This window comes from Pseudomonas sp. LS.1a (assembly GCF_022533585.1).
Classification (GTDB): Bacteria; Pseudomonadota; Gammaproteobacteria; order Pseudomonadales; family Pseudomonadaceae; genus Aquipseudomonas.
In genome coordinates this window covers 396,382-420,993 of record NZ_CP092827.1, presented here as the reverse complement: position 1 = coordinate 420,993, position 24,612 = coordinate 396,382, and the positions used below count along the sequence as shown (strand labels likewise).

Sequence of the window (24,612 nt, the reverse complement as noted above, 5' to 3'; positions counted from 1 at the left end):
ACACACTTCCTTGCTGGAGAACGGTGAGCAGTTGAGGATACTGACTCTTCGCCATCATTCAAGAGGTGTCAGCATGACCCGTCAAAAAACCTACCTGGGAAAACAGTGAGGAAATCGCTTCCCCTCCCGCCGACACGCTTCGCGTCGCGAACAGTTTAAGGCCAGTCCTTCTGCAAGCTGGCCCCGGGGCAGGTCCGGCACGGGCGGCGTATGGGTAACGGACGGTCGTGGCAGTCTGCGGGCCTCACGGCCAGAGGCTACGACTCGGCCGTAGCAAGGGAGTGAGACGGTCTGCAATGCGATCCCTGATGTCAAAGCCTGATTCTCTAACGGATTACTTTCGTTCAAATCTCTTTATCCAGCCCTAACAATTCATCGTTTCGTTGGATGTTGAGAATAAGTGCTCGATGCGCAAGCAAACAGGGAGGCGCCACACCTATTTGAGTCAACATTGACTCAAGTGCGGGCAACTCGATTTTTTCGTCATTAATTACATACAGACCCAGCCTAGACGCATCATAAAGATCCGCCTGCAAATTAACCAAGACTTTTGACAAAGAAAATAAGGACTTTTCAGATCTCATATCCGCCACAGCTGCCAAGCCCTTATTAATATTATCGACGGTCCGGAATATCCATCGAATCCAGTCTTGCTGCTGCTGACTAAACAAGCTGGCGACCTCTGGATATATATTCTCCAGAAGCATCAATTTCACATTCGAGGGTAATCGATGGGCTTTAGGACGCTGCTTCACTCCGAGCTCTTTTATCAGGAGTTGTACCTGATGAGAAGAATGATCGCAGTCGCCAAGCAGCGACTTGATTTCCCCAAGACAGCAATCCTTTTTCAAGAGCGCGGTTCGCTCTTCCTTTTTGCTCGTCGTTCTGTGATTTAACCACCAGCCGAAGCCGGTTCCTCCCAGCGTACCTGCAATTCCCAGCCATGCGCCTAGGGAAGAGTCAGTGCTAGCTGTGGCTTGGACATAGGCGAGGCACTGGTTGAAAGATTCAATATCCATGTCATAAACCATCTGAACGTTTGCAGGCAGTATGCCATGGCGCTGCCTCGGTTTCTCAACACTCGTTCACGCATACGCACCGAATATAAAAAAGCCCGCATAACGCGGGCCATTTTCCACATGTGATTCAGATTAATTCTCAGACGGCAGCCTGTACAAGCGAACTACCGATTCGATCATCGGCGTGAATTCTTTCAAGAAAAGCATGACTGCATGCTTGGTTTCAAAAACGTATTCCTCGTAACCATCACAAATCCAGATATAAGCCACGCCAGCAAACTCTGTGGGCTTGTCGACATTAAGATACAGCTCCAGAGCAGCCGCTTCCGGATCACCAATCTCCAGTGACGGCACATAGCCTGCTTTACGTAGGGCGTCGCTGATTCCTGACTCATTGTATTTGTCGCAAATTTCGCCCACGACATCCCGGTCCAACTGTTCGATGTCGCCGTTCCCTTTGTACTTGATCAATTTTTGCCCCCTTACCTATAAGTAGATGAACACAGCGCCGGAGCATAGGAAGCGCATTGCTTAATCGTCAAGAAAACTGCTGTTGCGAAAAAAATCTGCTGAGAGAATCACTTATCCCCCTCCCGCCGACGCGCTCTGCGTCGCGAAATAGTGCAAAGGCCAGCCCAGGTGTAAGCTAGCCCCGGAGCAGGCCCGGCGCGGGCCGCATACAGGACAAGCTCATTGCACGCAGTGCAAGGAATTGAAGGTCTGTGCAGCCCGGTACAGTTGGATGTGTCCACAATGTGTCCACATCGAAATCGAAAACCCTTCCCCAATAAGATCGAATATCCAACAAAATCAGGTACATCAAGGGTTTTCCCAACGGGCACAGGTGATTTTTTCGGGCTCATAATCCTTTGGTCCACGGTTCGAGTCCGTGTGGGCCCACCAGATACGACAAAGCCGCGCGATTGCGCGGCTTTTTCATGTCTGTCGTTCAGGCGGTGAATCACGCTCGTTTCTTCGGGGCATGCCCGGCCGCCTCATTTGCGAAACTTCCAGGCAGGTGACGGGGCACACGGCTCACTTCCACGTCAGCCATTCGAAGTGCTTCCCATCCCTTCATCGCCAAAGCGACCGTCCTCGGCACAGGTTTTTCGCCACTACGATAGTAAGCCAACATGCGCCTGCTCAAGCCCAATTCCCGAGCTGCACGATCCAACGTCAGCTCATGCTTGGCCATCCAGTTCCAGATGAGCTCATGTGAACACTCTCCAGCCTGCTCCACCGCCCGTGCACGCAGGTTGTCGGCAGCAAGCTCCAGATTGTCGTCATCGGCCCAGATGACCGTGTCCTTCCACTCACCAATTGCAGCCGTTGCAAATACCTTTGGATTCGCAAGCGGGCCCAGCGTCGCGTGTTGCTCGATGACTTCATCCAGAGCCACGGTGAATTGCTGCCCGTCCGCAAAGGTCAGTAGCAAGGTGCTGGGGGCCGTGACAGCGACCCCTGTCAGTTGGAAATGTTTGCTGGTCATGAATTCAGCTGCTCCCAGATTGCTAGTAGTCGAGCCCTGTTCTGCGAGGCCCATTCAAGCGCCTCGCTCATCTCGCGCAGGGACACCCGTGAACCACCGAAACCGGCCAGCGGAGACAGGTCATTGATCGCAATCAGTGCCTGACGGCCATCACTGAATCGCAGATGGAAATGCGGTGGTAGATGGTCATTTGCATAGAGGCAGATTACGCAATTGGACAACCGATGGATCGTGGGCATGGGCTGATCATACAGTGCAATGGTTGCACCAAACAGTACCATTCGACCAACCTGCTCACAGCCCAAAAAATGTAACCCTTTTAGTTACGTCCCCCCCGAGTTAGTGCCAAATATTGGGCTGCTGCGCAGCCCTTTCGCGACGCAAGGCCGCTCCCACAAGGGATCGCGTCAGCACAGCCAGCTATGACTGCCCTTGCCCTGGCCAGTACTGGCTGGCTAGGCTAGCGGGCCAACCGTAGAGACTCGCCATGTCGGATTCCCGCTCAATCACGCTGGATGAAATCGATCGCCAGCTGATCGCCCTGCTGCAGATCAACGCCCGCGAAAGCGTCGCCACCCTCGCCCGCCAGTTGGGCATCGCCCGCACTACCGTCAACTCGCGCCTGGAGCGGCTGGAGAAGAACAAGGTCATCTCCGGCTATGGCGTACGCCTGGGCCAGCGGGTGATGGGGGGTGGGCTGCAGGCGTACGTGGGGATCAAGGTGCAGCCGCGCTCTGGCAAGGAAGTGGTGCGGCGCCTGAGTGCCATGGGCCAGGTGCAGCAACTGTGCGCAGTGAGCGGCGAGTTCGACTATGTGGCCTGGCTGCGTACGGATTCGCCCGAGCAACTGGACCAGTTGCTCGACCAGATCGGCAGTGTCGACGGGGTGGAGAAGACCACCACGTCGATCATTCTCAGCAGCAAGGTGGACCGCGGGCAGCCGCTCTGAACTCGGCTGGCGGTCAGGCTTCCTGGCCGTCGAGCAGGCCTTCCAGAATCGCCGAAAGGCTTTCGGCGCAATGCTGCATCGACCAGACGATGTCACGGCTGCGCTCGGGGGCGTGGTGCTGGGCGTAGTCGGTGGCGATCTGATTGAGACCACGGGCCAGCAGGCAGGCGTGGACCAGGGCATCTGCGGCGTCGATGCCGGAGCGTATGGCGAATAACGGCGGGTGGCTGGCTTCGCAGTTGCAGAAGGGTTTTTCTGCGGTGGGTTTCAGTTTTTCGGGTTGGTCAGAATCTGTCTTCTTCATGATGCAATTTCCAAATTGAGTCTTGAGGAAACCGCCTACCAACTCCTTCTCACGGGAAATAGGTGGCAGCCATGCACGGGGTGAGAACCGGCCAACTTGGAAATCCGGCCAGGCGAAAGCCTGCCCGCGCACGGCTGCCATGACATAAGCCTTGGTGCGAAGTTGGAGGATGGGTTCTCACACCCAGTCACCCGAACAGCGGCGACCCAGTGAAGTTAACGATGAGGCGTTTCCCACGCAGCCAGACCGAGGCGATAGCGAGCGTAGGGTAATTCTTTAATTCATGGCATGGGTGTAGGAACTGTCTGATCACACCCTGTGGGAGCGGGCGTGCCCGCGAACATGGGCGCAGCCCGTGCCATACACCGCGGGGGCTTCTTCGCGGGCTCGCCCGCTCCCACAGGGGGCCGATGCTGTGCTTGAGATTGGTAGGCTTCCTGCTCGTCATAAAGCTATCTGGTTTATATATTTCGACGACACAAGCTACATTCAGACAACAATCTGCACCTTAATAACGAACACCCCACTCCCTAAAATGGCCACCAGGCATCTCCTATACTCAGGCTCCGCCCGCTGCGCAGCCTCTCTGGCAAGGTCACTCCATGAACAAGAAAAACCGCCACCCCGCCGACGGCAAAAAACCCGTCACCATCTTCGGCCCGGACTTCCCCTTCGCCTTCGACGACTGGCTGGAACACCCCGCAGGCCTGGGCAGCATCCCGCCCGAGCACCATGGTGAGGAAGTGGCCATCGTGGGCGCCGGTATCGCCGGCCTGGTGGCGGCCTACGAGCTGATGAAGCTGGGCCTCAAGCCGGTGGTGTACGAAGCCTCCAAGCTGGGTGGCCGGCTACGCTCGCAAGCCTTCAACGGCACCGACGGGATCATCGCCGAACTGGGTGGCATGCGCTTCCCGGTGTCGTCCACTGCCTTCTACCACTACGTGGACAAGCTGGGTCTGGAGACCAAGCCGTTCCCCAACCCGCTGACCCCGGCCTCGGGCAGCACGGTGATCGACCTGGAAGGCCAGACCTATTACGCCGAAAAACCCACCGACCTGCCCAAGCTGTTCCACGAAGTGGCCGATGCCTGGGCCGACGCGCTGGAAAGCGGCGCCCAGTTCGCCGACATCCAGCAGGCCATCCGCGACCGTGACGTACCGCGCCTGAAAGCGCTGTGGAACAAGCTGGTACCGCTGTGGGACGACCGCACCTTCTACGACTTCGTCGCCACCTCGCGCTCGTTCGCCAAGCTGAGCTTCCAGCACCGCGAAGTGTTCGGCCAGGTCGGCTTCGGCACCGGCGGCTGGGACTCGGACTTCCCCAACTCGATGCTGGAAATCTTCCGCGTGGTGATGACCAACTGCGATGACCACCAGCACCTGGTGGTCGGCGGTGTGGAGCAGGTACCGCAAGGCATCTGGCGCCATGTACCGGAGCGCTGCGTGCATTGGCCGGAAGGCACCAGCCTGAGCGCACTGCATGGCGGTGCGCCGCGCACCGGGGTCAAGCGCATCGCCCGCGCCGCCGATGGCCGCCTGGCAGTCACCGACAACTGGGGCGACACCCGTCACTACAGCGCCGTGCTCGCCACCTGCCAGACCTGGCTGCTGACCACCCAGATCGACTGTGAGGAATCGCTGTTCTCGCAAAAGATGTGGATGGCCCTGGACCGCACCCGCTACATGCAGTCGTCGAAGACCTTCGTCATGGTCGACCGCCCGTTCTGGAAGGACAAGGACCCGGAAACCGGCCGCGATCTGATGAGCATGACCCTCACCGATCGTCTCACCCGCGGCACCTACCTGTTCGACAACGGCAACGACAAGCCGGGGGTGATCTGCCTGTCGTACTCGTGGATGAGCGACGCGCTGAAAATGCTGCCGCACCCGGTGGAAAAACGCGTGCAGCTGGCCCTGGACGCACTGAAGAAGATCTACCCGAAGACCGACATCGCCGGCCACATCATCGGCGACCCGATCACTGTTTCCTGGGAAGCCGACCCGCACTTCCTCGGCGCCTTCAAGGGCGCGCTGCCGGGCCACTACCGCTACAACCAGCGCATGTACGCGCACTTCATGCAGCAGAACATGCCTGCCGAGCAGCGCGGCATGTTCATCGCCGGTGACGACGTGTCGTGGACGCCGGCCTGGGTGGAAGGCGCGGTACAGACATCGCTGAATGCGGTGTGGGGTATCATGAATCACTTCGGTGGTCGCACCCACCCGGACAACCCCGGCCCAGGCGACGTGTTCGACGAAATCGGCCCGATCGCCCTGCCGGACTGAGACAAGGAGGCAACATGCGCATCGCTCTGTTCCAGGGCGCTCCAAAGCCACTGGACGTGCCCGGCAACCTGCAACGGTTGCGCCACCAGGCGCAACTGGCAGCCGAACGCGGCGCCCGCTTGCTGGTATGCCCGGAGATGTTCCTGACCGGCTACAACATCGGCCTGGCCCAGGTCGAGCGCCTGGCCGAGGCCGACGATGGCCCGGCGGCCATGGAGGTGGTGGAGATCGCCCAGGCGCACCGCATCGCCATCGTCTACGGCTACCCGGAGCGCGGCGATGATGGCGCGATCTACAACAGTGTGCAGCTGATCGATGCGCACGGCCGCAGCCTGAGCAACTATCGCAAGACCCACCTGTTCGGTGAACTGGACCGTTCGATGTTCAGTCCAGGTTCCGATCACTTCCCGGTGGTGGAGCTAGATGGCTGGAAGGTCGGCCTGCTGATCTGCTACGACATCGAGTTCCCGGAGAACGCCCGACGCCTGGCGCTGGACGGTGCCGAGCTGATCCTGGTGCCGACGGCGAACATGACCCCTTACGACTTCATCTGCCAGGTGACCGTAAGGGCGCGGGCGCAGGAGAACCAGTGCTACCTGGTGTATGCCAACTATTGTGGCTCGGAAGACGAGATCCAGTATTGCGGGCAGAGCAGCATCATCGGCCCGGACGGCAGCCTGCTGGCCATGGCCGGACGAGATGAGTGCCAGTTGCTGGCAGAGCTGGAGCATGAGCGGGTGGTGCAGGGGCGGGAGGCGTTTCCTTACCTCACCGATTTGCGCCAGGAGTTGCATCTGCGTAAGGGCTGATGGCCCTTTCTCGGGCACGCCCGCTCCCACAGGGTCTGCGCTGCCTTTCGTACCTGCGCCATACCTGTGGGAGCGGGCGTGCCCGCGAAGAGGCCGGGCCTGCAAACAAATGGGGTAGCATGGACAGCAGTTACCGGAGCCCCCATGCCTGACGCCACCCGCCACCTCACCCTCGCCAACGGCCTGCAGCTGACCCTGCGCCACGCCCCACGCCTGAAGCGCTCGGCCGCTGCCTTGCGGGTGCACGCAGGCAGTCACGACGCGCCAACCAAATGGCCCGGCCTGGCCCACTTCCTGGAGCACCTGTTCTTCCTCGGCACCCCGCGCTTCCCGCTGGACGACGGCCTGATGCGCTACGTGCAGGCCCTCGGCGGCCAGGTCAATGCCAGCACCCGCGAACGCACCACCGACTTTTTCTTCGAGGTCCCACCCAGCGCCCTGGCCGGGGGGTTGGAGCGCCTGTGCCAGATGTTGGCCGAGCCAGACCTGGGCATCGAGCGCCAACGCCGCGAACGCGAAGTCATCCATGCCGAGTTCATTGCCTGGTCGCGCAATCCGCAGGCCCAGCAACAGTTCGCCTTGCTGCAATCCGCAGCGCCCGGCCATCCGTTGAGCGCTTTTCATGCCGGTAACCGGCACACCCTGGCCTTGCAGGATCCCGCCTTCCAGCAAGCGCTCCATGGCTTTCACCAGCGCTTCTACCAAGGCGGCCAGGTCACCTTGAGCCTGTGCGGCCCACAATCGCTGGATGAACTGGAACTGCTGGGCCGGCAGCATGCCGAGCTGTTCGCAACGGGTGAACGGGTTCCACAAGCTCTGCCACCGCCATTGTCGGCGACCGACACGCACCTGCTCTTCAGCCACGAAAACCTCCCGGCAGGAGCCGAGCAGGCCCTTGAGTTGCTGATCACCTGCCTCAGCGATAACCGCCCGGGCACCTGGCTGGATGCGCTTCGCCAACGTGGCTGGTTGCAAGGCTTCAAGGCCGAAGTGCTGTATGCCTTCGCCGGGCAGTTGCTGTGGCACATCGACCTGCAGCTCAGCGAAGACGCCAGCCCAGAGGAGGCCAATACACTGTTGCAGGGTTGGTTCGGCTTCATCCGCCAGGCCGTACCTGAGCAATTGAATGCCGAGTTCGCACTGCTGCAGCAAAGCCGCGAACGCAGCGCCAGCGCGCTTGAGCTGGCCCGCCGGGACAGCGCCGGCCAGCCGTTCGCCGGTCTGGATACACAAGGCTTGCAGGCCCTCCGTGCCCTGCTGGAAGGCCTGCCGGGCCGCGAGCATGGGCATTGGCAACTGCCCACTGTCGACCCCTTGCTACTGGCGGATGTACCTGATGTCAGGAAGCAGCCGCTGCCAGCGGCACTGAAGGTCAGCGACCAGCTGCCTGGCGCCCGTCAGTACGCGGTGCTGTACCTGCGCTGGCATGTCCCTTCACCCTTGCGCCAGCGCCTGCATGCGCTGCTCGAACGCGCCTTGCACCCCCTGCAGGAGCGCTGCGAGCGCGTATCGGTGCAGCTGCAGTTCAGTGCCGCTGGCGAATACTGGCAGTTGCGCTGCGCCGGGCTGCCCGCAGCAGTCTTGCGCACTGTGGAACAGGCCTTGGTACTGATGCTCAAGCCCCCGGCAAGCAGCTGGCTGCCTTGTTCGGTGCAGCCACCGGCTCTGATCCCCATCCGCGCCCTGCTCAAGCAACTGCCCGACGCCGTGCTGGGCGCCACGCCTGCACCGGTTCCGGAATGCCCCCTGACACAGACGCAACTCGACAGCCTGTGGCAGCACACACGCTGGCACGGCCTGGCTGCAGGCTTCGACGATGACGCCCTCAACGCATTGGGCACTGCGTTGCAGCACTGCCCTGGCCAAGGCTCGGCGCCTGGCCCTCTGCCTACCTGGGCCAACCACCGTTGGCAACATGCCAAAGTATCCGGCAGTGAACATGCCCTGCTGCTGTTCTGCCCTTTGCCGGCGGCGATGGAAGCCGCTGGCCGCCTGCTCGCCCAATTGCTGCAAGGGCCGGTCTACCAACGACTGCGGGTAGAACTGCAACTCGGCTATGCGGTATTCAGTACCTTTCGTCAGGTCGAGGGTGTCGGTGGCCTGCTGTTCGGAGTCCAGTCGCCCCACGCCAGCCAGGCGCAGATACTCGACCACTTGCTCACCTTGCTACGCCAGGGCATTACCTTCGATCCAGGCGCTCGCCAGGCACTGGCCGGGCAATTCGATGAGCCGGCGATGGCCAACGACGCAGTCGCCGAATGGGCATGGCAGACATGCCTGGCTACACAACCTGGCGGGCTGGAAACGCTAGGCAGGGCTATCCTGACCACGCGGCAGGCGGACCTGGACCAGCTGCTGATCCACCTGCTCGATACCGGCTCCAGGTGGCTGTGCCTGGCCAACGCTGCCGCGCCAGATAGCTCCTGGATCACCTCAACCGAGTGATTATTACGCGAACTGCAAGGGCACTTTTCTAATAATTAACCTTTCGGTACACCTATTTCTTGTAAGATAGCGCAATCCCGAATCATGGGAACCTCCAGCCAATGGCGGTACCCTAGTATTAGCTGACAAACCCAACCCTCATCCGGAAGGAGTAATTCCATGTGGACCAAACCTGCATACACTGATCTGCGCATCGGCTTCGAAGTCACCATGTACTTCGCCAACCGCTAAGCCCGGCTTACGGTTCAACGCCTCGGCCTGCCGGGGCGTTTTCGTTTTTTCGCTACGGTTTCTGCAGAGAGAGTGGCCATGTACATCCAGGTTCTCGGTTCCGCCGCCGGCGGCGGGTTCCCCCAGTGGAACTGCAACTGCGTCAACTGCAAGGGCTTGCGTGACGGCACCTTGCGGGCCACGCCGCGCACCCAGTCCTCCATCGCCCTGTCCGACGATGGCGTGCACTGGGTGCTGTGCAATGCCTCGCCCGACATCCGCGCCCAACTCCAGGCCTTTGCCCCGATGCAGCCGGCCCGTGCCCTGCGCGACACCGGCATCAACGCCATCATCCTGCTGGACAGCCAGATCGACCACACCACCGGCCTGCTCAGCCTGCGCGAAGGCTGCCCGCACCAGGTGTGGTGCACCGACATGGTCCACCAGGACCTGACCACCGGCTTCCCGCTGTTCAACATGCTCAGCCACTGGAACGGCGGCCTGCAATGGAACCGCATCGAGCTGGAAGGCAGCTTCGTCATCGACGCCTGCCCCAACCTGCGCTTCACCCCGTTCCCCCTGCGCAGCGCCGCGCCGCCCTACTCGCCGCACCGCTTCGACCCGCACCCGGGCGACAACCTTGGCCTGCTGGTCGAGGACACCCGCACCGGCGGCAAGCTGTTCTACGCCCCGGGCCTGGGCCAGGTGGATGAGAAGCTGCTGACGATGATGCATGGCGCCGACTGCCTGTTGGTCGACGGTACCCTGTGGGAAGATGATGAAATGCAGCGCCGTGGCGTGGGTACCCGCACCGGTCGCGAGATGGGCCACCTGGCGCAGAACGGCCCCGGCGGCATGCTGGAAGTGCTCGATGGCTTCCCGCGCCAGCGCAAGGTACTTATCCACATCAACAACACCAACCCGATACTCGACGAAGACTCGCCCGAGCGTGCCGAAGTGCTGCGCCGGGGCGTGGAAGTGGCCTTCGATGGCATGAGTATCGAGTTGTAACAGCCAGATCGCACAAGCAACACAGCCCCTGTGGGAGCGGGTTCACCCGCGAAGAATCCCACACAGTGTATGGCACCGGCTTCGCCGGTGTTCGCGGGTAAACCCGCTCCCACAGGGATTGAGCCGAGACTCAGCTTTACAGGAGCCAGCCGAATGAGCGACGCACTGCCAATGTCCCCTGCCGAGTTCGAGCAGGCCCTGCGCGCCAAGGGCGCCTACTACCACATCCATCACCCGTACCACGTGGCGATGTACCAGGGCCGCGCCACCCGCGAACAGATCCAGGGCTGGGTGGCCAACCGCTTCTACTACCAGGTCAACATCCCGATGAAGGATGCCGCGATCCTCGCCAACTGCCCGGACCGCGAAGTGCGCCGCGAGTGGATCCAGCGCCTGCTCGACCACGATGGCGCGCCCGGCGAGGACGGTGGTATCGAAGCCTGGCTGCGCCTGGGCCAGGCCGTGGGCCTGGACCCGGACCAGCTGCGCTCCCAGGAGCTGGTACTGCCCGGTGTGCGCTTTGCCGTGGACGCCTACGTCAACTTCGCCCGCCGCGCCAGCTGGCAGGAAGCGGCCAGCAGTTCGCTGACCGAGCTGTTCGCCCCGCAGATCCACCAGTCGCGCCTGGACAGCTGGCCGCAGCACTACCCGTGGATCGACCCGGCCGGCTACGAGTACTTCCGCACTCGCCTGGGCCAGGCCCGGCGTGACGTGGAGCACGGGCTGGCGATTACCCTGCAGCACTACACCACCCGCGCGGGCCAGGAGCGTATGCTGGAAATATTGCAGTTCAAGCTGGATATTCTCTGGAGCATGCTCGACGCCATGAGCATGGCCTACGAGCTGAACCGCCCGCCCTATCACTCCGTCACCCAGGAACGGGTGTGGCACAAAGGGATCACCCTATGAGTTTCAACCGTAATCAAGTGCCGAACTGGCGCCCCGGCTACCGCTTCCAGTACGAGCCGGCGCAAAAGGGCCATGTGCTGCTGTACCCCGAGGGCATGATCAAGCTCAACGACAGCGCGGCCCTGATCGGTGGCCTGATCGATGGCCAACGTGACGTTGCCGCGATCATTACCGAACTCGAACAACAGTTCCCCGGTGTCCCGGAAGTGGCCGATGACATCGAGCAGTTCATGGAGGTGGCCCGTGCCGAACACTGGATCGTCCTCGCCTGAGTTACCGCCCACGCCCGCAGTCGGCCTGCCACTGTGGCTGTTGGCCGAGCTGACCTACCGTTGCCCGCTGCAGTGCCCGTACTGCTCCAACCCGCTGGACTTCGCCGCCCAGGGCCAGGAGCTGAGCACCGCACAGTGGTTCAAGGTAATGGCCGAAGCCCGGGAAATGGGTGCCGCGCAAATCGGCTTTTCCGGCGGCGAACCGCTGGTACGCCAGGACCTCGCCGAGCTGATCGGCGAGGCCCGCCGGCTGGGCTACTACACCAACCTGATCACCTCGGGCATCGGCCTGACCGAGGCGCGCATCGCCGACTTCAAGAAGGCCGGCCTGGACCATATCCAGATCAGCTTCCAGGCCAGCGACGAACAGGTCAACAACCTGCTGGCCGGCTCGAAGAAGGCCTTTGCGCAGAAGCTGGAAATGGCCCGTGCGGTGAAGGCCCATGGCTACCCGATGGTGCTCAACTTCGTCACCCACCGGCACAACATCGACAAGATCGACCGCATCATCGAGCTGTGCATCGCCCTGGAGGCCGACTTCGTCGAACTCGCCACCTGCCAGTTCTACGGCTGGGCCCACCTCAACCGCCTGGGCCTGCTGCCGACCCGCGCACAGCTTGAGCGGGCCGAACGCATCACCAACGAATACCGGGACAAGCTCAAGGCCGAGGGCAACCCGTGCAAGCTGATCTTCGTCACCCCGGACTACTACGAGGAGCGCCCCAAGGCCTGCATGAATGGCTGGGGCAGCCTGTTCCTGACCATCACCCCGGACGGCACCGCCTTGCCCTGCCACGGCGCGCGCCAGCTGCCGGTGCAGTTCCCCAACGTGCGCGACCACGACCTGCACCACATCTGGTACGACTCGTTCGGCTTCAACCGCTTCCGTGGCTATGAGTGGATGCCCGAACCCTGCCGCTCCTGCGACGAGAAAGAAAAGGACTTCGGCGGCTGCCGCTGCCAGGCCTTCATGCTCACCGGCGATGCCAGCAACGCCGACCCGGTGTGCGCCAAGTCGGCCGACCACGGCATCATCCTCAAAGCCCGCGAGGAGGCGGAAAGCGCCCAGCTCGCCATTGAACAGATGACCTTCCGCAATGAACGAAACTCCCGTGTCATCGCCCGCGGCTGAGTTCAGCGCGGCCCAGGCGGTTGCCGCCGGCACCGACTTTGCCGAAATCAAGGTCAGCGCCGTGGGGTTGTTCTGGAATGAATTCCGCCCAGCCGATGGCGCCTGCCGTATCTGGCACTGGCAGCGCCAGCAGGCCCGCTGCCTGACCCCCGATGGTTTCAGCGCGCGTAGCCGGGTGTACGAATACGGCGGCGGCAGTTTTTGCCTGGGTGGTGACGGGCTGCTGTTCGTCAACGAAAAGGACCAGCAGGTCTATACCCAGGCCCTGGAAGGTATGGCACCACGTGCCCTGACCGATGATCCCAGCTGTCGCTACGGCGATGTGCAATGGCACGACGGCCTGGTGCTGGCGGTCGAGGAACAGCATGGCGAACGGGTCGAGCATCGTCTGGTCGCCTTGGGTGAACATACCCGCGAGGTGCTCGCCGAAGGTGCCGACTTCTATGCCTCGCCTACGGTGAGTGCCGACGGCCAGCGCCTGGCGTGGGTCGAATGGGACCGCCCGGCACAACCCTGGACCGTCACCAGGCTGATGTGCCGCACACGTGATGCAAGTGGCCACTGGGGGCCGGCGCAATGTGTGGCCGGCGCTGACGAATCGCTGCAACAGCCGCGCTTCGATAGCGCAGGCCGACTCTACTGCCTGTCCGACCGCAAAGGCTTCTGGCAGCCCTGGGGTGAGATCGATGGCCGCTGGCAGGCCCTGCCTGCCGAGCCCGCGGACCACGCTGCGGCGCCCTGGCAACTGGGCGCCAGTACCTGGCTGGCGCTGGGGCCGCAAAGCTATCTGGCCAGCTGGTGCGAAGACGGCTTCGGGCAACTGGGGCTGCGTACTACCGATGGCCGCCTGGAGCGCTTCGCCAGCGCCTACACGCGCTTTCGCAGCCTGGCCATGGACGGCGAACACCTGTACGCCATTGCCGCCTCGCCGATCAGCCCGCCAGCGGTCATCGCCATTACCCGCAGCAACCACGAGGTCAGCGTGTTGGCCGGTGGTGCCGACGTGCTGCCGGCAACGCATATCAGCCTGCCGCAGTCGATCCACTATGGCAGTGACGGTCACCGCGCCCATGGCTTCTTCTACCCGGCCGCCCGGTCGCAAGGGGCTGCACCGCTGGTGGTGTTCATCCATGGCGGCCCGACCTCAGCCTGTTATCCCGTGCTCGACCCGCGCATCCAGTACTGGACCCAACGCGGCTTCGCCGTCGCCGACCTCAACTACCGGGGCAGCACCGGCTATGGCCGGGAATACCGCCAGGCCCTGCACCTGCGCTGGGGCGAAAGCGATGTGGCCGATGCTTGCGCGGCGGTAGATTACCTGGCCGGACGTGGGTTGATCGACCGCCGCAAGGCGTTCATCCGCGGCGGTAGTGCGGGGGGCTACACCACCCTGTGCGCCCTGGCGTTCCATGATGTGTTCCGCGCGGGCGCCAGCCTGTACGGGGTCAGCGACCCGCTTGCCCTTGGCCGGGCCACGCACAAGTTCGAAGGGGACTACCTGGACTGGCTGATCGGCGACCCGCTGCAGGACGCCGAGCGCTATCGCCAGCGTACGCCGCTGCTGCATGCGGGGCAGATCAAGGTGCCGGTGATTTTCTTCCAGGGCGAGCTGGATGCAGTGGTAGTGCCGGAGCAGACACGGTCGATGCTGGCGGCGCTGCAGGCTAACGGGATCGAGGCCGAAGGGCACTTCTATGCCGGGGAGCGGCATGGGTTCCGCAAGGCGGAGAACCTGGCGCATGCGCTGGAAGAAGAATGGAAATTCTATTGCCGGGTGTTGGGGAGCTGAGATTTTGGGCTGCGCTGTCGCACAGGGAACAATGTTCGAGAGCGTGTCACATTCCCTTGTGGGAGCGGGCGCGCCCGCGAAACGGCCAACCCGGTGTATGGCACCGGCTCCGCCGGTGTTCGCGGCGGTTCGACGCCTCGACACGCCCGCTCCCACAGAGCCCTGCTAACTCAATTATTTATGTGTTTGCAGAGCAGCCCCAGCAATGTCACCGCTTGGCGATGATGTACACCGCATGCACGATCCCCGGAATGTACCCCAGCAAGGTCAGCAGGATATTCAGCCAGAACGCCCCGCCAAACCCCACCTGCAGGAACACGCCGAGCGGCGGCAGGATGATGGCGATGATGATGCGAATGAAGTCCATGCGAGTCTCTCCTGAAGGGGTTACTTCACAGACTAGACCCACGTGGCAGAGGTTCCACTGGCAAAAAAAAACGCCCCGGGCCGAATGAAACAGGCCAGGGGCGATGCGCAGGAACGCCAGACGGTTCGTAAAATTCGGATCAGGCCGGTACTTCCCGGCGGGCCTGCTGCCGGGTGTGCAGGCGGGCGAAGGCGCGGGCCAGGCGCAGCAGCATTTCGTCGATGTTGCCCTTGCTCACGGTCAGCGCCGGCGAAAAGCGCACCACATCCGCCTGCGGTGCGTTAAGCAGCAGGCCTTCGTCCAGGGCCGCCGCCACCAGCTCACGGGCCAGGTTTTCTTTCAGCTGCAGGGCCCACAGCAGGCCTTGCCCGCGCACTTCGCCCTGGCCGTAACGCCCGGCCAGCCGGCTCAGGCCTTCGCGCAGGTGGCGGCCGTTGTCCTGCACCTGGGCGAAGAAACCAGGCTCCAGCACGGTATCCAGCACAGCCAGGCCGGCGGCGCACATCAGCGCGTTGCCATGGTGGCTACCTTCCAGTTCGCCAGGCTCGGCGCAGCACGCCGTGCCCCGGGCCAGCAAGGCTGCCAGCGGCACGCCACCGCCCAGGCCCTTGCCCAGGGTGATGATGTCGGCGCGCACGCCGTAGGTTTCTTCAGCCAGCAGCGCGCCACAGCGGCCGATGCCGGTCTGCACCTCGTCGAGGATCAGCAGGATGCCCAGTTCGCGGCACAGCGTTTCCACACCCTTGAGGTACTCCTGCGTGGCCGGGATCACACCCGCCTCGCCCTGGATCGGCTCGAGCATGATTGCCACGGTGCGCGAGTCCACCTCGGCGTGCAGCGCCGCCAGGTCGTTGAACGGCACCTTGCTGAAGCCCGGCAGGCCCGGCTCGCAGCGGTTGCACGGCAGCGGGTCGGACGCCGACAACGCGCCCAGGCTGCGACCATGGCAGGCCTGGCTGGCGGTGATGATGTGGTAGGCGCCGTTGCGGTGCAGCTGGCCCCACTTGCGCGCCAGCTTGATCGCGCCTTCGCAGGCTTCGGCACCGCTGTTGAGCAGGTAGGCCTGGTCGCTGCCGGTGCTCTGGCACAGGCGGTTGACCAGCCCCAGCAGGCCACGGCTGTGGTAGCCCGAGCCCGGGTTGATCAGCGCCTGGGCCTGGTTGCCCAGCGCTTTCACCAGCACGCTGGGGCTGTGCCCCAGGCTGTTGACTGCACCGCCCTGGGTGAAGTCCAGGTAGGCGTGCCCTTCGTTGTCCCACAACCAGGAGCCCTGGCCACGCACGAACACTTGCGCTGCGCGTTCGGTGCTGGGCATCAGGCGCTCACGCGACAGCTGCGGCGCTTCCGGCACGATCACCGGCGCACGCTTGGGCTCGGCGACGGCGGCAGGGGCCGGGCGGCGCAGGTTGAACAGGTTCATCAGGGCTCCAACCAATCACGGTAAAGGGCGGCCACGGTGCGGTCTGGGTGCCGGCACTCGATATTTTGCCTTGCCTATCAAAAGTGTTTTTCATCCGTGGTAACAATCGATCGATTCATCGCTGTAACCCGCTGGAATACGGCGATAGACTAGGCCTCGCGAGGGTTTTCGACCATTTCGTTTTTCCAGCATTTTCGATAAGTTTTACTTATGGATTTCCGCCAACTGCGTTATTTCGTCGCGGTGTATGAAGAAGGCCACGTGGGCCGCGCCGCCGAGCGCCTGTCGCTGTCCCAGCCGGCGCTTTCCCAGCAGATCCGCCAGCTGGAACACAGCCTCGACCTGAGCCTGTTCGAGCGCAGCAACAAACGCCTGCTGCCGACCCTGGCCGCTCATACCCTGTACAACCATGCCCTGCCGCTGCTCGACGGCCTGCAGCGCGCCCACGAGGCCATGCGCAACTTCAAGGGCCAGTCCCTGCGTACACTGGCCATCGGCGTGCTGCAGACCGTGCGGCCGAGCCTGGTGCCGCAGTTGCTGGAACGCCTGCGCAGGGCACAGCCGCACCTCGTGGTGCAGATCTACGAATTGTCGGGGCTGGAGATCGAACGGCGCCTGCTCAACGGCAGCCTGGACATCGGTATCAGCTACCTGCCACCACGCCAGCCGGGGCTGCATGGCCTGCTGCTGTACGAAGACGAGCTGCAACTGGTCATCCCCGCTACCCACCCGCTGAAGGACTTCAAGAAGGTATCCATCCGCCAGGCCGCCGAGCTGCCCATGCTGATGCTGGGCGAGGAATTCCAGATCCGCCAGATCTGGCAGGCGCAGCTGGCCAGCCAGGGGCGTCGGCCGCAGGTGCAGGCCGAGATGAACAACATGGCGGGGATTCTCGACAGCCTGGCCCATACCGCGCTGGCCACCATCCTGCCGGGGCGGGCCAAGGAGGCCGCCGAGGATGATCAGGGGCTGCTGTGGAAGCCATTGAGCGAGCCGCGGGTACCGCTGAAGGTTGGCCTGGTATTCCGCGATGCCCAGCGCCAGCAGGCCTCTGTGGAGCTGCTGCGCACGCTGCTGGAGGAAGAGACGGACGCTCGCCTGTTGGGCGCATCGCCGCTGGATGTGCTGGGCTGAAAAAACACGCGCACAAAGAAAACCCCGCCGAAGCGGGGTTTTCCAGACTGTTTCCCTGTGACATCCGTATCGCCCCGCCATCCTGGCAGGTGTCCTTCGTCGTCATCCTTGATCTGTCCTTTGCGCTTCCTGCGCAACGTCCATGTGGTAAAGATTAACCGTGGATCCAATCTGAGAACAGTGGTGAAAAGTCACCACGTTGTGTAGGAAAAAGCTTACACAGGAGGATTCACTTCCAGATGTGCCTGGAATTGGGGCCGCTTTGCGGCCCCAAATCCGTCAGAACTGCTCGGCATCCAGCAGGTACAGCGACTCACTCCCCGCTTTCACCGAGGCCACCAGCGAATCCACCCGCGGCAGCAACCGCGCAAAGTAGAACCGCGCCGTACCCAGCTTGCCCGAGTAGAACGCCTCGTCCCCCTCACCCGCCTTGGCCGCCCGCGCCATCAGTGCCCACATGTAGCCATAGGCAACATAACCAAAGGCATGCAGGTATTCGACCGAAGCCGCGCCAATTTCATTCGGGTTGCCCTTGGCTTGTTCCAGTACCCACTCGGTCAACCCGTCGAGCTGGTCGAGGCTGGCCGCCAACGGCTTGGCAAACTCATCCAGTTCGCTACCCGCGCTGGTAATGAACTGGCGAATCTCGTCGGAGAACAGCCGATAGTACGCACCACCGCTGGCCACCACCTTGCGCCCCATCAGGTCGAGGGCCTGGATGCCGTTGGTGCCCTCGTAGATCTGCGTAATGCGCACATCGCGCACCAGTTGCTCCTGGCCCCACTCGCGAATGTAACCATGCCCGCCGAACACCTGCTGGCCGTGCACCGCGCACTCCAGGCCCAGGTCGGTGAGGAAGGCCTTGGCCACCGGCGTCAGCAGTGCCACCAGCTCTTCGCTGCGCTTGCGCACGCTGGCATCTTCGCTGAACTTGGCACTGTCCAGTTGCATGGCCACGTAGCTGGAGAAGGCGCGGCCACCCTCGATCAGCGCCTTCATGGTCAGCAGCATGCGGCGCACGTCCGGGTGGACGATGATCGGGTCAGCGACCTTGTCCTTGGCTTGCGGCCCGGTTGGGGCACGGCTCTGCAGGCGGTCGCGGGCGTACTCAACGGCGTTCTGGTAGGAGCGCTCGGCCGAGGCCAGGCCCTGGATACCAACGCCCAGGCGCTCGTAGTTCATCATGGTGAACATGGCCGCCAGGCCCTTGTTCGGCTCACCGACGATGTAGCCGACCGCTTCGTCGAAGTTCATCACGCAAGTGGCCGAAGCCTGGATACCCATCTTGTGCTCGATCGAGCCACAGGTGGCCGGGTTGCGTGCGCCCAGGCTGCCGTCTTCGTTAACCAGGAACTTCGGCACCAGGAACAGCGAAATGCCTTTCGGCCCCGCCGGTGCGTCCGGCAGCTTGGCCAGCACCAGGTGGATGATGTTCTCGGTCAGGTCGTGCTCGCCGCCGGTGATGAAGATCTTGGTGCCGCTGACCTTGTAGCTGCCGTCGGCCTGGGGCTCGGCCTTGGTGCGGATGATGCCCAGGTCGGTACCGGCGTGCGGCTCGGTCAGGCACATGGAACCGGCCCACACGCCGGCGTACATGTTCGGCAGGTACTTTTCCTTCAGCGCTTCACTGGCGTGGGCATTGATCGACAGGCAGGCGCCGGCGGTCAGCATCGGATACAGGCCGAAGGACAGGCTGGAGGCGTTGACCATTTCCTCGACCTGGGCCGAAATGACCTTGGGCATGCCCATGCCGCCAAACAGCGGATCGCCGCCCACGCCTACCCAACCGCCTTCGGCGTAGGTGTTGTAGGCCTCGATGAAACCGGCCGGTGTGCGTACCGCGCCGTTGTCCCAGTGGCAGCCCTCTTCATCCGCAGCGCGGCTGAGCGGCGCAATGGACCTGGCAGTGACCTTGCCGGCTTCTTCCAGCACCGCCATGGCCGTGTCGGCATCGACAACCTCGCCCAGCCCGGGCAACTGCGCCCACTGCTCGGCCACGTTGAAGACTTCATTCAGTACGAAGCGCATGTCGCGCAGGGGCGCTTTATATTCAGCCATGACAACCTCTCGCTAGTCGGGTCGGGGCGGTCTCGGGGAACCGCGACACTGGGTTACAGGCAGTGTAACCGAACAACTTTTACGAGACATAGGGTCATCACTAGACTATATAGTCTATTCCGGTCACGCCGTGCGCACTGCCCCACGCTGCGATTGTTGTCCATGTACCATGACACAATTGCGCCCCGCACCCTTGGCGCTGTACAGCGCCTGGTCGGCGGATTTCAACACGGCCTCGGGGTTACGATGATCGGTCTGGCGCTCGGCCACGCCAATGCTGATGGTGACCGATACCGTGCCGCCACTGCTACCCGCTCGCCGCTGGCGCCCGGTGGTATCGTCCTGCGGGCGGTTGTGCTGGTCGCGCAGGTGCATCACGTAGTTGGCGATCACTTCGCGCACGGCTTCCACATGCGGCACACATTCCTCGGCGGTCTTGCCGGCAAACACCAGGGCGAACTCCTCGCCGCCATAGCGGTAGGCCCGACCACCGCCGGTGACCTTGGACAGGCGGCTGGCGACCAGGCGCAGCACCTGGTCGCCCACATCGTGGCCATGGGTGTCGTTGAATTTCTTGAAGTGGTCGACATCGGTCATGGCGATCACATAGTTGCGGCCCAGGCGCTGCATGCGCTCGTTCAGCGCACGGCGCCCCGGCAGGCCGGTCAGCTCGTCGCGGAAGGCCATCTGGTAGGCCTCGTGCGCCACCGCCGCAGCGATCATCAGCATTACCTGGCTGCACATGATGTTCAGGGTGAACGGCAGGATGAAGGTTTGCGGCAGCATCCAGAAGATGCCCAGCAGCCCTGTGATCAACGCTGCGTGCAGCGGCCGTGGCGCGCGCAGGTATTGCACCACCAGCAGGATGAACACGCCGAGAAACAGTGGGTAGACCATCTGGATCAGGCTCATCCATTGGCCGTGCAAGGTTGGCCAGCGGATTTCCGCCAACCAGGTCAGCAACGCCTCGGGGTAGCTTTGCTCCAGGGCCACCGCCACGCTGCCGACGGCAAACAGCACGGCGCCACGGGCGACCAGGTCCTGCAGCAGATGGGTGCGCTCCTGCCAGGCGCCATACAACCCGAACAGGGCGGGCAGCAGCAGGCACACCAAGTGAAAGATCACCGCCGCGTCTTCGCGCACGCGGCCATGGTCACGGTAGAAGTCGGTCTGGGTATCGAGCAGAAAGTAGGCGATATACACCGTGAGCATCAGGAACAGCTCGCGCTGGCGGCGGTACACCGCGCAATAGGCGCCGCCCAGCAGCAGGACCAAGGTAGGCAGGACATTGAACAGCGATGTGAAAAAGACACTGAGGTCTCTCACATAGGCTGCGGCGAGCCCTGCCAGCAACAAGAACAGCGACGGCAGGAAGTGGCTTGCGCGAACAGCGTTAAGACGAAACAAGGGTAATCTCCGACCCGGCAGATCAATAATGGCATTGTGCCCTTACTTCATCGGCAGTGCACATGAACAGTTGAATATGCGGATGGAGTGAACACGAAATTCCGGGTTGCACGCGATCAGTGTGGGAGCGGGTTTACCCGCGAACACCGGCAAAGCCGGTGCCATATACCGTGTCGCATTCTTCGCGGGTAAACCCGCTCCCACAATGATCGTGTAAAACACGGGAATTGTGCCCACCCCAGAATGCAAAAAACCCGCCTGCCGGTGAAGGCAGGCGGGTTTCGCGTACAGCGGCAGGATCAGTACGACAGGCCGAAGTTCTCTTCGTCCATCGCCATCAGGTTGTTGGCACCCGACAGCATGGTCGCCACATGGGTACGGGTACGCGGCAGGATGCGCTGGAAGTAGAAGCGCGCGGTCTGCAGCTTGGCGGTGTAGAACGCCTCTTCGCTGGTACCGGCAGCCAGTTTCTCGGCCGCCAGGCGGGCGATGTCGGCCCAGAAGTAGGCCAGGCAAGCGTAGCCGGAATACATCAGGTAATCGACCGAGGCCGCACCCACTTCTTCACGGTCCTTCATGGCGGCCATGCCCACTTTCATGGTCAGCTCGCCCCACTCCTTGTTCAGCGCCGCCAGCGGTTCGACGAACTCTTTGACCGCCTCGTTGCCTTCCTGCGCCTGGCAGAACTTGTGCACGATCTTGGTAAAGCCCTTCAGCGCTTCGCCCTGGGTCATCAGCACCTTGCGGCCGAGCAGGTCCAGGGCCTGGATGCCGGTGGTGCCTTCGTACAGCATGGAAATGCGGCTGTCGCGCACGTTCTGCTCCATGCCCCACTCGGCGATGAAGCCATGGCCGCCGTAGATCTGCACGCCGTGGTTGGCGGCTTCGAAGCCGACTTCGGTCATGAACGCCTTGGCGATCGGGGTCAGGAACGCCAGCAGGGCATCGGCCTTCTTGCGCTCTTCTTCATCCTGGCTGTACTTGACGATGTCCACCTGCTTGGCAGTGAAGTACACCATCGCGCGGTTGCCTTCGGCGAAAGCCTTCATGGTCAGCAGCATGCGACGCACGTCCGGGTGGACGATGATCGGGTCAGCGGCCTTGTCCGGTGCTTTCGGGCCAGTCAGGGAGCGCATCTGCAGGCGCTCACGGGCGTACTTCAGGCCACCCTGGAAGGCTACCTCGGCGTGGGCCAGGCCTTGCAGCGCAGTGCCCAGGCGAGCGGTGTTCATGAAGGTGAACATGCAGTTCAGGCCTTTGTTGGCCGGGCCGATCAGGTAGCCGGTGGCGCCGTCGAAGTTCATCACGCAGGTGGCGTTGCCGTGGATACCCATCTTGTGTTCGATCGAGCCGCAGCTCACGCCGTTGCGCTCGCCCACGCCGCCTTCGGCGTTGGGCAGGAACTTCGGCACGATGAACAGCGAGATGCCCTTGGTGCCGGCCGGTGCGTCCGGCAGGCGGGCCAGGACGATATGGACAATGTTGTCGGCCATGTCGTGCTCACCGGCCGAAATGAAGATCTTGGTACCCGACACCTTGTAGCTGCCGTCGGCCTGTGGCTCGGCCTTGGTGCGCAGCATGCCCAGGTCGGTACCGCAGTGTGGCTCGGTCAGGCACATGGTGCCGGTCCACTCGCCGGATACCAGCTTGGTCAGGTAGGTGTGCTGCTGCTCGGCGGTGCCGTGCGCCGAGATGGTGTTCATCGCACCGTGCGACAGGCCCGGGTACATGCCCCACGACCAGTTCGAACCGCCGACCATTTCGCTCAGGGCCAGGCCCAGCGACTCTGGCAGGCCCTGGCCGCCGTGCTCGACGTCATGCGCCAGGCTCGGCCAGCCACCTTCGACGAACTGCTGGTAGGCCTCTTTGAAGCCGGTCGGGGTTTTCACGCCCGATTCGCTCCAGGTGCAGCCTTCCTGATCACCCACACGGTTCAGCGGCGACAGCACCTGCTCACAGAACTTCGCGCCTTCTTCGAGGATCGCATCGACCATGTCGGGCGTGGCGTCCTGGCAACCCGGCAGGCTCTGATAGTGCGCCTCATAGCCGAGCAGCTCGTCGCGAACGAAGCGGATATCACGCAAGGGGGCTTTGTAATCAGGCATTGCGATGAACCTCTAGGTGAGTTCTGTGGAGGTGACCCGCGCTTGGCGGTCGTCGATCAAACAGTTGTTTGAAACTTACGTTTAGCTCCGCCTGATGTCAAGGATGGACTATGGTGCCATTTACGCCACGAAAAATGGCAAAACTGACAAGCCATGATACATACACCTGTGGGAGCGGGTTTACCCGCGAATGGACCAGCCCGGAAAACAGAAGTGTCCGGGCGGACGCATTCGCGGGTAAACCCGCTCCCACAGGGATAGCGACAGGTTCGGGAAAGCCGCCGTATCAGGCGTAGGTGTCGATGATCCGGCCGAGCATTTCGTCGGATGCCTTGACGACCTTTGCGCCAAGCTCGACTTCAAGCTTGCCCACCGCCAGCTGCACGGTGCTGGTGGCCAGGTCCATCTGCTGGCTGCGGTCGACCGCGCGCAGGCGTTCGGCCTGAAAATCGCTGGACTGGCTGGTGGCGGTACGTTCGGCGGTGGTATTGGCGATCTGGCTGGCGGCCTGATCGACGCGGTTCTGGCCGGTCTGGATTGCGCTCAGGCCCGCGTAATAGGCGGAGCTACCGGTGATTTCCATGTCAGGACTCCATTGACGCTGGATGACGAACAGGGCCAATTAAAACAGGCCCGGGGCGAAAAGGCCCGTTTAAATCCCTAATGGCCCGGTGCCAGTTGATAGGCCATGGGTATTCCTGCACCGGCCTCTTCGCGGGTAAACCCGCTCCCACAGGATCTCCATGTTTTCTGAGACTTGTGCAGTACCTGTGGGAGCGGGTTTACCCGCGAAAGGGCCAGGCCTGGAAACGGCTAATCCAGCAGATCCAGCTGAAGGTGTTCAGCCACCATGTCGGCACTGGCCTGCTTCAACTTGGGCACCCGCCCCAGGCAAGGCGCCGGCAAGCGTTCGGCCAGGCTGGCCAGGTTCTCTTCCAGGCGCGAAGTACGCGGCTCGATGATGTTTGCCACCCACCCCGCCAGTTGCAGCCCGTCACGGGCAATCGCCTCGGCGCTGAGCAAGGCGTGGCTGATGCACCCCAGCCGCACCCCCACCACCAGGATCACCGGCAGCTTGAGGGCAATGGCCAGGTCGGACAAGTTGGCTTGCCCCGACAATGGCACGCGCCAGCCACCGGCCCCCTCGATCAGGGTGAAGTCGGCATTTTGTTGCAGCACATTGCGCATCGCCGCCAACAGCTCCGGCACGGCAAGCGTCACCCCGGCCTCGCGCGCCGCCACGTGCGGTGCGATGGCCGGCTCGAAAGCAAACGGGTTGACCTGCTCGTAGGGCAGCTTGATCGAGCTTTCATCGATCAACGCCTGAGCGTCGCTGTTGCGCAAGCCTTTCGGCGTCATCGTGCACCCGGAGGCCACCGGCTTGGCCCCCAGCGTGCTCAAGCCTTGCGACCGTGCCGCATGCAACAGCCCGGCAGCGATGGTGGTCTTGCCAACATCGGTATCGGTACCGGCAATGAAATAGGCCTGACTCATCTCG

Annotated in this window: 23 protein-coding genes; 11 read left to right on the top strand and 12 right to left on the bottom strand. The window is 62.7% G+C overall.

The features are described 5' to 3' along the window. Positions 1–344 precede the first annotated feature (344 nt). The 4 genes from MKK04_RS01805 to MKK04_RS01790 all read right to left on the bottom strand — a co-directional run bounded on the left by MKK04_RS01805 (position 345) and on the right by MKK04_RS01790 (position 2,789). Entirely contained in the window at positions 345–1,019 is a 675-nt protein-coding gene (locus MKK04_RS01805; RefSeq protein WP_241106183.1) for a hypothetical protein, read from the bottom strand. Positions 1,020–1,151: 132 nt separating this feature from the next. Continuing rightward, on the bottom strand, positions 1,152–1,490 hold the full coding sequence (locus MKK04_RS01800) for a hypothetical protein (RefSeq protein WP_241106182.1): 339 nt from the start codon (positions 1,488–1,490) through the stop codon (positions 1,152–1,154). Positions 1,491–1,980: 490 nt separating this feature from the next. Beyond that, a complete protein-coding gene (locus tag MKK04_RS01795) occupies positions 1,981–2,508 on the bottom strand; it encodes a DUF2442 domain-containing protein (RefSeq protein WP_233694695.1) in 528 nt (175 codons plus the stop codon). After that, complete coding sequence (locus tag MKK04_RS01790) at positions 2,505–2,789, bottom strand: DUF4160 domain-containing protein (RefSeq protein ID WP_241106181.1); 285 nt, start codon at positions 2,787–2,789, stop codon at positions 2,505–2,507. The genes MKK04_RS01795 and MKK04_RS01790 overlap by 4 nt, the downstream gene beginning before the upstream one ends. Positions 2,790–2,995: 206 nt before the next feature. Here MKK04_RS01790 and MKK04_RS01785 point away from each other — a divergent pair, with 206 nt between their 5' ends. After that, positions 2,996–3,457: an Lrp/AsnC family transcriptional regulator gene (locus tag MKK04_RS01785; RefSeq protein ID WP_015268712.1), complete on the top strand. Its 462-nt coding sequence runs from the start codon at positions 2,996–2,998 to the stop codon at positions 3,455–3,457. A gap of 13 nt (positions 3,458–3,470) precedes the next feature. Here MKK04_RS01785 and MKK04_RS01780 read toward each other — a convergent pair whose 3' ends face one another. Next, the gene (locus MKK04_RS01780; RefSeq protein ID WP_207834121.1) at positions 3,471–3,761 is read right to left on the bottom strand and encodes a hypothetical protein; all 291 of its coding nucleotides are present in this window, start codon (positions 3,759–3,761) and stop codon (positions 3,471–3,473) included. A 602-nt stretch (positions 3,762–4,363) separates the two neighbouring features. Between MKK04_RS01780 and MKK04_RS01775 the strand changes: the two genes are divergently transcribed. From MKK04_RS01775 to MKK04_RS01735, 9 genes are all read left to right on the top strand, one after another. Beyond that, positions 4,364–6,046, top strand: a complete 1,683-nt coding sequence (locus MKK04_RS01775) for a flavin monoamine oxidase family protein (RefSeq protein ID WP_241106180.1) — start codon at positions 4,364–4,366, stop codon at positions 6,044–6,046. Between the two features lie 14 nt (positions 6,047–6,060). Continuing rightward, positions 6,061–6,855 carry a carbon-nitrogen hydrolase family protein gene (locus tag MKK04_RS01770; protein WP_207834118.1) on the top strand — a complete coding sequence of 265 codons (795 nt, stop codon included), beginning with the start codon at positions 6,061–6,063 and terminating at the stop codon, positions 6,853–6,855. Positions 6,856–6,999: 144 nt separating this feature from the next. Further along, positions 7,000–9,300 (top strand): pyrroloquinoline quinone biosynthesis protein PqqF, encoded by a 2,301-nt coding sequence (gene pqqF, locus MKK04_RS01765; RefSeq protein ID WP_241106179.1) that lies wholly within the window; start codon positions 7,000–7,002, stop codon positions 9,298–9,300. 159 nt (positions 9,301–9,459) lie between these two features. After that, the gene (gene pqqA, locus MKK04_RS01760) at positions 9,460–9,531 is read left to right on the top strand and encodes a pyrroloquinoline quinone precursor peptide PqqA (protein WP_003243383.1); all 72 of its coding nucleotides are present in this window, start codon (positions 9,460–9,462) and stop codon (positions 9,529–9,531) included. 78 nt (positions 9,532–9,609) lie between these two features. Beyond that, a complete protein-coding gene (pqqB, locus tag MKK04_RS01755) occupies positions 9,610–10,521 on the top strand; it encodes a pyrroloquinoline quinone biosynthesis protein PqqB (protein ID WP_061303871.1) in 912 nt (303 codons plus the stop codon). A gap of 153 nt (positions 10,522–10,674) precedes the next feature. Then, positions 10,675–11,430: a pyrroloquinoline-quinone synthase PqqC gene (pqqC, locus tag MKK04_RS01750; RefSeq protein WP_003255592.1), complete on the top strand. Its 756-nt coding sequence runs from the start codon at positions 10,675–10,677 to the stop codon at positions 11,428–11,430. Further along, positions 11,427–11,702 carry a pyrroloquinoline quinone biosynthesis peptide chaperone PqqD gene (pqqD, locus tag MKK04_RS01745; RefSeq protein WP_207834089.1) on the top strand — a complete coding sequence of 92 codons (276 nt, stop codon included), beginning with the start codon at positions 11,427–11,429 and terminating at the stop codon, positions 11,700–11,702. Before pqqC ends, pqqD begins: the two co-directional genes overlap by 4 nt. After that, the gene (pqqE, locus tag MKK04_RS01740) at positions 11,674–12,834 is read left to right on the top strand and encodes a pyrroloquinoline quinone biosynthesis protein PqqE (RefSeq protein WP_207834087.1); all 1,161 of its coding nucleotides are present in this window, start codon (positions 11,674–11,676) and stop codon (positions 12,832–12,834) included. Before pqqD ends, pqqE begins: the two co-directional genes overlap by 29 nt. Continuing rightward, entirely contained in the window at positions 12,800–14,623 is a 1,824-nt protein-coding gene (locus MKK04_RS01735; RefSeq protein ID WP_241106178.1) for a S9 family peptidase, read from the top strand. The genes pqqE and MKK04_RS01735 overlap by 35 nt, the downstream gene beginning before the upstream one ends. Before the next feature lie 208 nt (positions 14,624–14,831). On the opposite strand, the gene MKK04_RS01730 is transcribed toward MKK04_RS01735, so the two are convergent. Both MKK04_RS01730 and MKK04_RS01725 read right to left on the bottom strand, forming a co-directional pair. Next, the gene (locus tag MKK04_RS01730; RefSeq protein WP_009681539.1) at positions 14,832–14,990 is read right to left on the bottom strand and encodes a YqaE/Pmp3 family membrane protein; all 159 of its coding nucleotides are present in this window, start codon (positions 14,988–14,990) and stop codon (positions 14,832–14,834) included. Between the two features lie 139 nt (positions 14,991–15,129). Further along, the gene (locus MKK04_RS01725) at positions 15,130–16,410 is read right to left on the bottom strand and encodes an aspartate aminotransferase family protein (RefSeq protein WP_207834076.1); all 1,281 of its coding nucleotides are present in this window, start codon (positions 16,408–16,410) and stop codon (positions 15,130–15,132) included. A 210-nt stretch (positions 16,411–16,620) separates the two neighbouring features. Between MKK04_RS01725 and MKK04_RS01720 the strand changes: the two genes are divergently transcribed. After that, positions 16,621–17,544 (top strand): LysR family transcriptional regulator, encoded by a 924-nt coding sequence (locus MKK04_RS01720; RefSeq protein WP_004375209.1) that lies wholly within the window; start codon positions 16,621–16,623, stop codon positions 17,542–17,544. A 279-nt stretch (positions 17,545–17,823) separates the two neighbouring features. Here MKK04_RS01720 and MKK04_RS01715 read toward each other — a convergent pair whose 3' ends face one another. The 5 genes from MKK04_RS01715 to bioD form a co-directional block, all read right to left on the bottom strand. Continuing rightward, a complete protein-coding gene (locus MKK04_RS01715; protein ID WP_207834074.1) occupies positions 17,824–19,602 on the bottom strand; it encodes an acyl-CoA dehydrogenase C-terminal domain-containing protein in 1,779 nt (592 codons plus the stop codon). Between the two features lie 123 nt (positions 19,603–19,725). After that, positions 19,726–21,009 carry a GGDEF domain-containing protein gene (locus MKK04_RS01710; RefSeq protein WP_207834072.1) on the bottom strand — a complete coding sequence of 428 codons (1,284 nt, stop codon included), beginning with the start codon at positions 21,007–21,009 and terminating at the stop codon, positions 19,726–19,728. 299 nt (positions 21,010–21,308) lie between these two features. Next, entirely contained in the window at positions 21,309–23,114 is a 1,806-nt protein-coding gene (locus tag MKK04_RS01705; RefSeq protein ID WP_133970035.1) for a phenylacyl-CoA dehydrogenase, read from the bottom strand. A gap of 286 nt (positions 23,115–23,400) precedes the next feature. After that, positions 23,401–23,697: a hypothetical protein gene (locus MKK04_RS01700; protein ID WP_025337434.1), complete on the bottom strand. Its 297-nt coding sequence runs from the start codon at positions 23,695–23,697 to the stop codon at positions 23,401–23,403. 230 nt (positions 23,698–23,927) lie between these two features. After that, positions 23,928–24,608 carry a dethiobiotin synthase gene (bioD, locus tag MKK04_RS01695; RefSeq protein ID WP_233688017.1) on the bottom strand — a complete coding sequence of 227 codons (681 nt, stop codon included), beginning with the start codon at positions 24,606–24,608 and terminating at the stop codon, positions 23,928–23,930. Positions 24,609–24,612: the final 4 nt, after the last annotated feature.

Excerpts from the sequence above, each read along its gene's own strand:
- MKK04_RS01805 (WP_241106183.1), bottom strand. The coding sequence starts at position 1,019 with ATGGATATTGAATCTTTCAACCAGTGCCTCGCCTATGTCCAAGCCACA.
- MKK04_RS01795 (WP_233694695.1), bottom strand. The coding sequence starts at position 2,508 with ATGACCAGCAAACATTTCCAACTGACAGGGGTCGCTGTCACGGCCCCC.
- MKK04_RS01790 (WP_241106181.1), bottom strand. The coding sequence starts at position 2,789 with ATGGTACTGTTTGGTGCAACCATTGCACTGTATGATCAGCCCATGCCC.
- MKK04_RS01785 (WP_015268712.1), top strand. The coding sequence starts at position 2,996 with ATGTCGGATTCCCGCTCAATCACGCTGGATGAAATCGATCGCCAGCTG.
- MKK04_RS01780 (WP_207834121.1), bottom strand. The coding sequence starts at position 3,761 with ATGAAGAAGACAGATTCTGACCAACCCGAAAAACTGAAACCCACCGCA.
- MKK04_RS01775 (WP_241106180.1), top strand. The coding sequence starts at position 4,364 with ATGAACAAGAAAAACCGCCACCCCGCCGACGGCAAAAAACCCGTCACC.
- MKK04_RS01770 (WP_207834118.1), top strand. The coding sequence starts at position 6,061 with ATGCGCATCGCTCTGTTCCAGGGCGCTCCAAAGCCACTGGACGTGCCC.
- pqqF (WP_241106179.1), top strand. The coding sequence starts at position 7,000 with ATGCCTGACGCCACCCGCCACCTCACCCTCGCCAACGGCCTGCAGCTG.
- pqqB (WP_061303871.1), top strand. The coding sequence starts at position 9,610 with ATGTACATCCAGGTTCTCGGTTCCGCCGCCGGCGGCGGGTTCCCCCAG.
- pqqC (WP_003255592.1), top strand. The coding sequence starts at position 10,675 with ATGAGCGACGCACTGCCAATGTCCCCTGCCGAGTTCGAGCAGGCCCTG.
- pqqD (WP_207834089.1), top strand. The coding sequence starts at position 11,427 with ATGAGTTTCAACCGTAATCAAGTGCCGAACTGGCGCCCCGGCTACCGC.
- MKK04_RS01735 (WP_241106178.1), top strand. The coding sequence starts at position 12,800 with ATGAACGAAACTCCCGTGTCATCGCCCGCGGCTGAGTTCAGCGCGGCC.
- MKK04_RS01730 (WP_009681539.1), bottom strand. The coding sequence starts at position 14,990 with ATGGACTTCATTCGCATCATCATCGCCATCATCCTGCCGCCGCTCGGC.
- MKK04_RS01725 (WP_207834076.1), bottom strand. The coding sequence starts at position 16,410 with ATGAACCTGTTCAACCTGCGCCGCCCGGCCCCTGCCGCCGTCGCCGAG.
- MKK04_RS01720 (WP_004375209.1), top strand. The coding sequence starts at position 16,621 with ATGGATTTCCGCCAACTGCGTTATTTCGTCGCGGTGTATGAAGAAGGC.
- MKK04_RS01715 (WP_207834074.1), bottom strand. The coding sequence starts at position 19,602 with ATGGCTGAATATAAAGCGCCCCTGCGCGACATGCGCTTCGTACTGAAT.
- MKK04_RS01705 (WP_133970035.1), bottom strand. The coding sequence starts at position 23,114 with ATGCCTGATTACAAAGCCCCCTTGCGTGATATCCGCTTCGTTCGCGAC.
- MKK04_RS01700 (WP_025337434.1), bottom strand. The coding sequence starts at position 23,697 with ATGGAAATCACCGGTAGCTCCGCCTATTACGCGGGCCTGAGCGCAATC.
- bioD (WP_233688017.1), bottom strand. The coding sequence starts at position 24,608 with ATGAGTCAGGCCTATTTCATTGCCGGTACCGATACCGATGTTGGCAAG.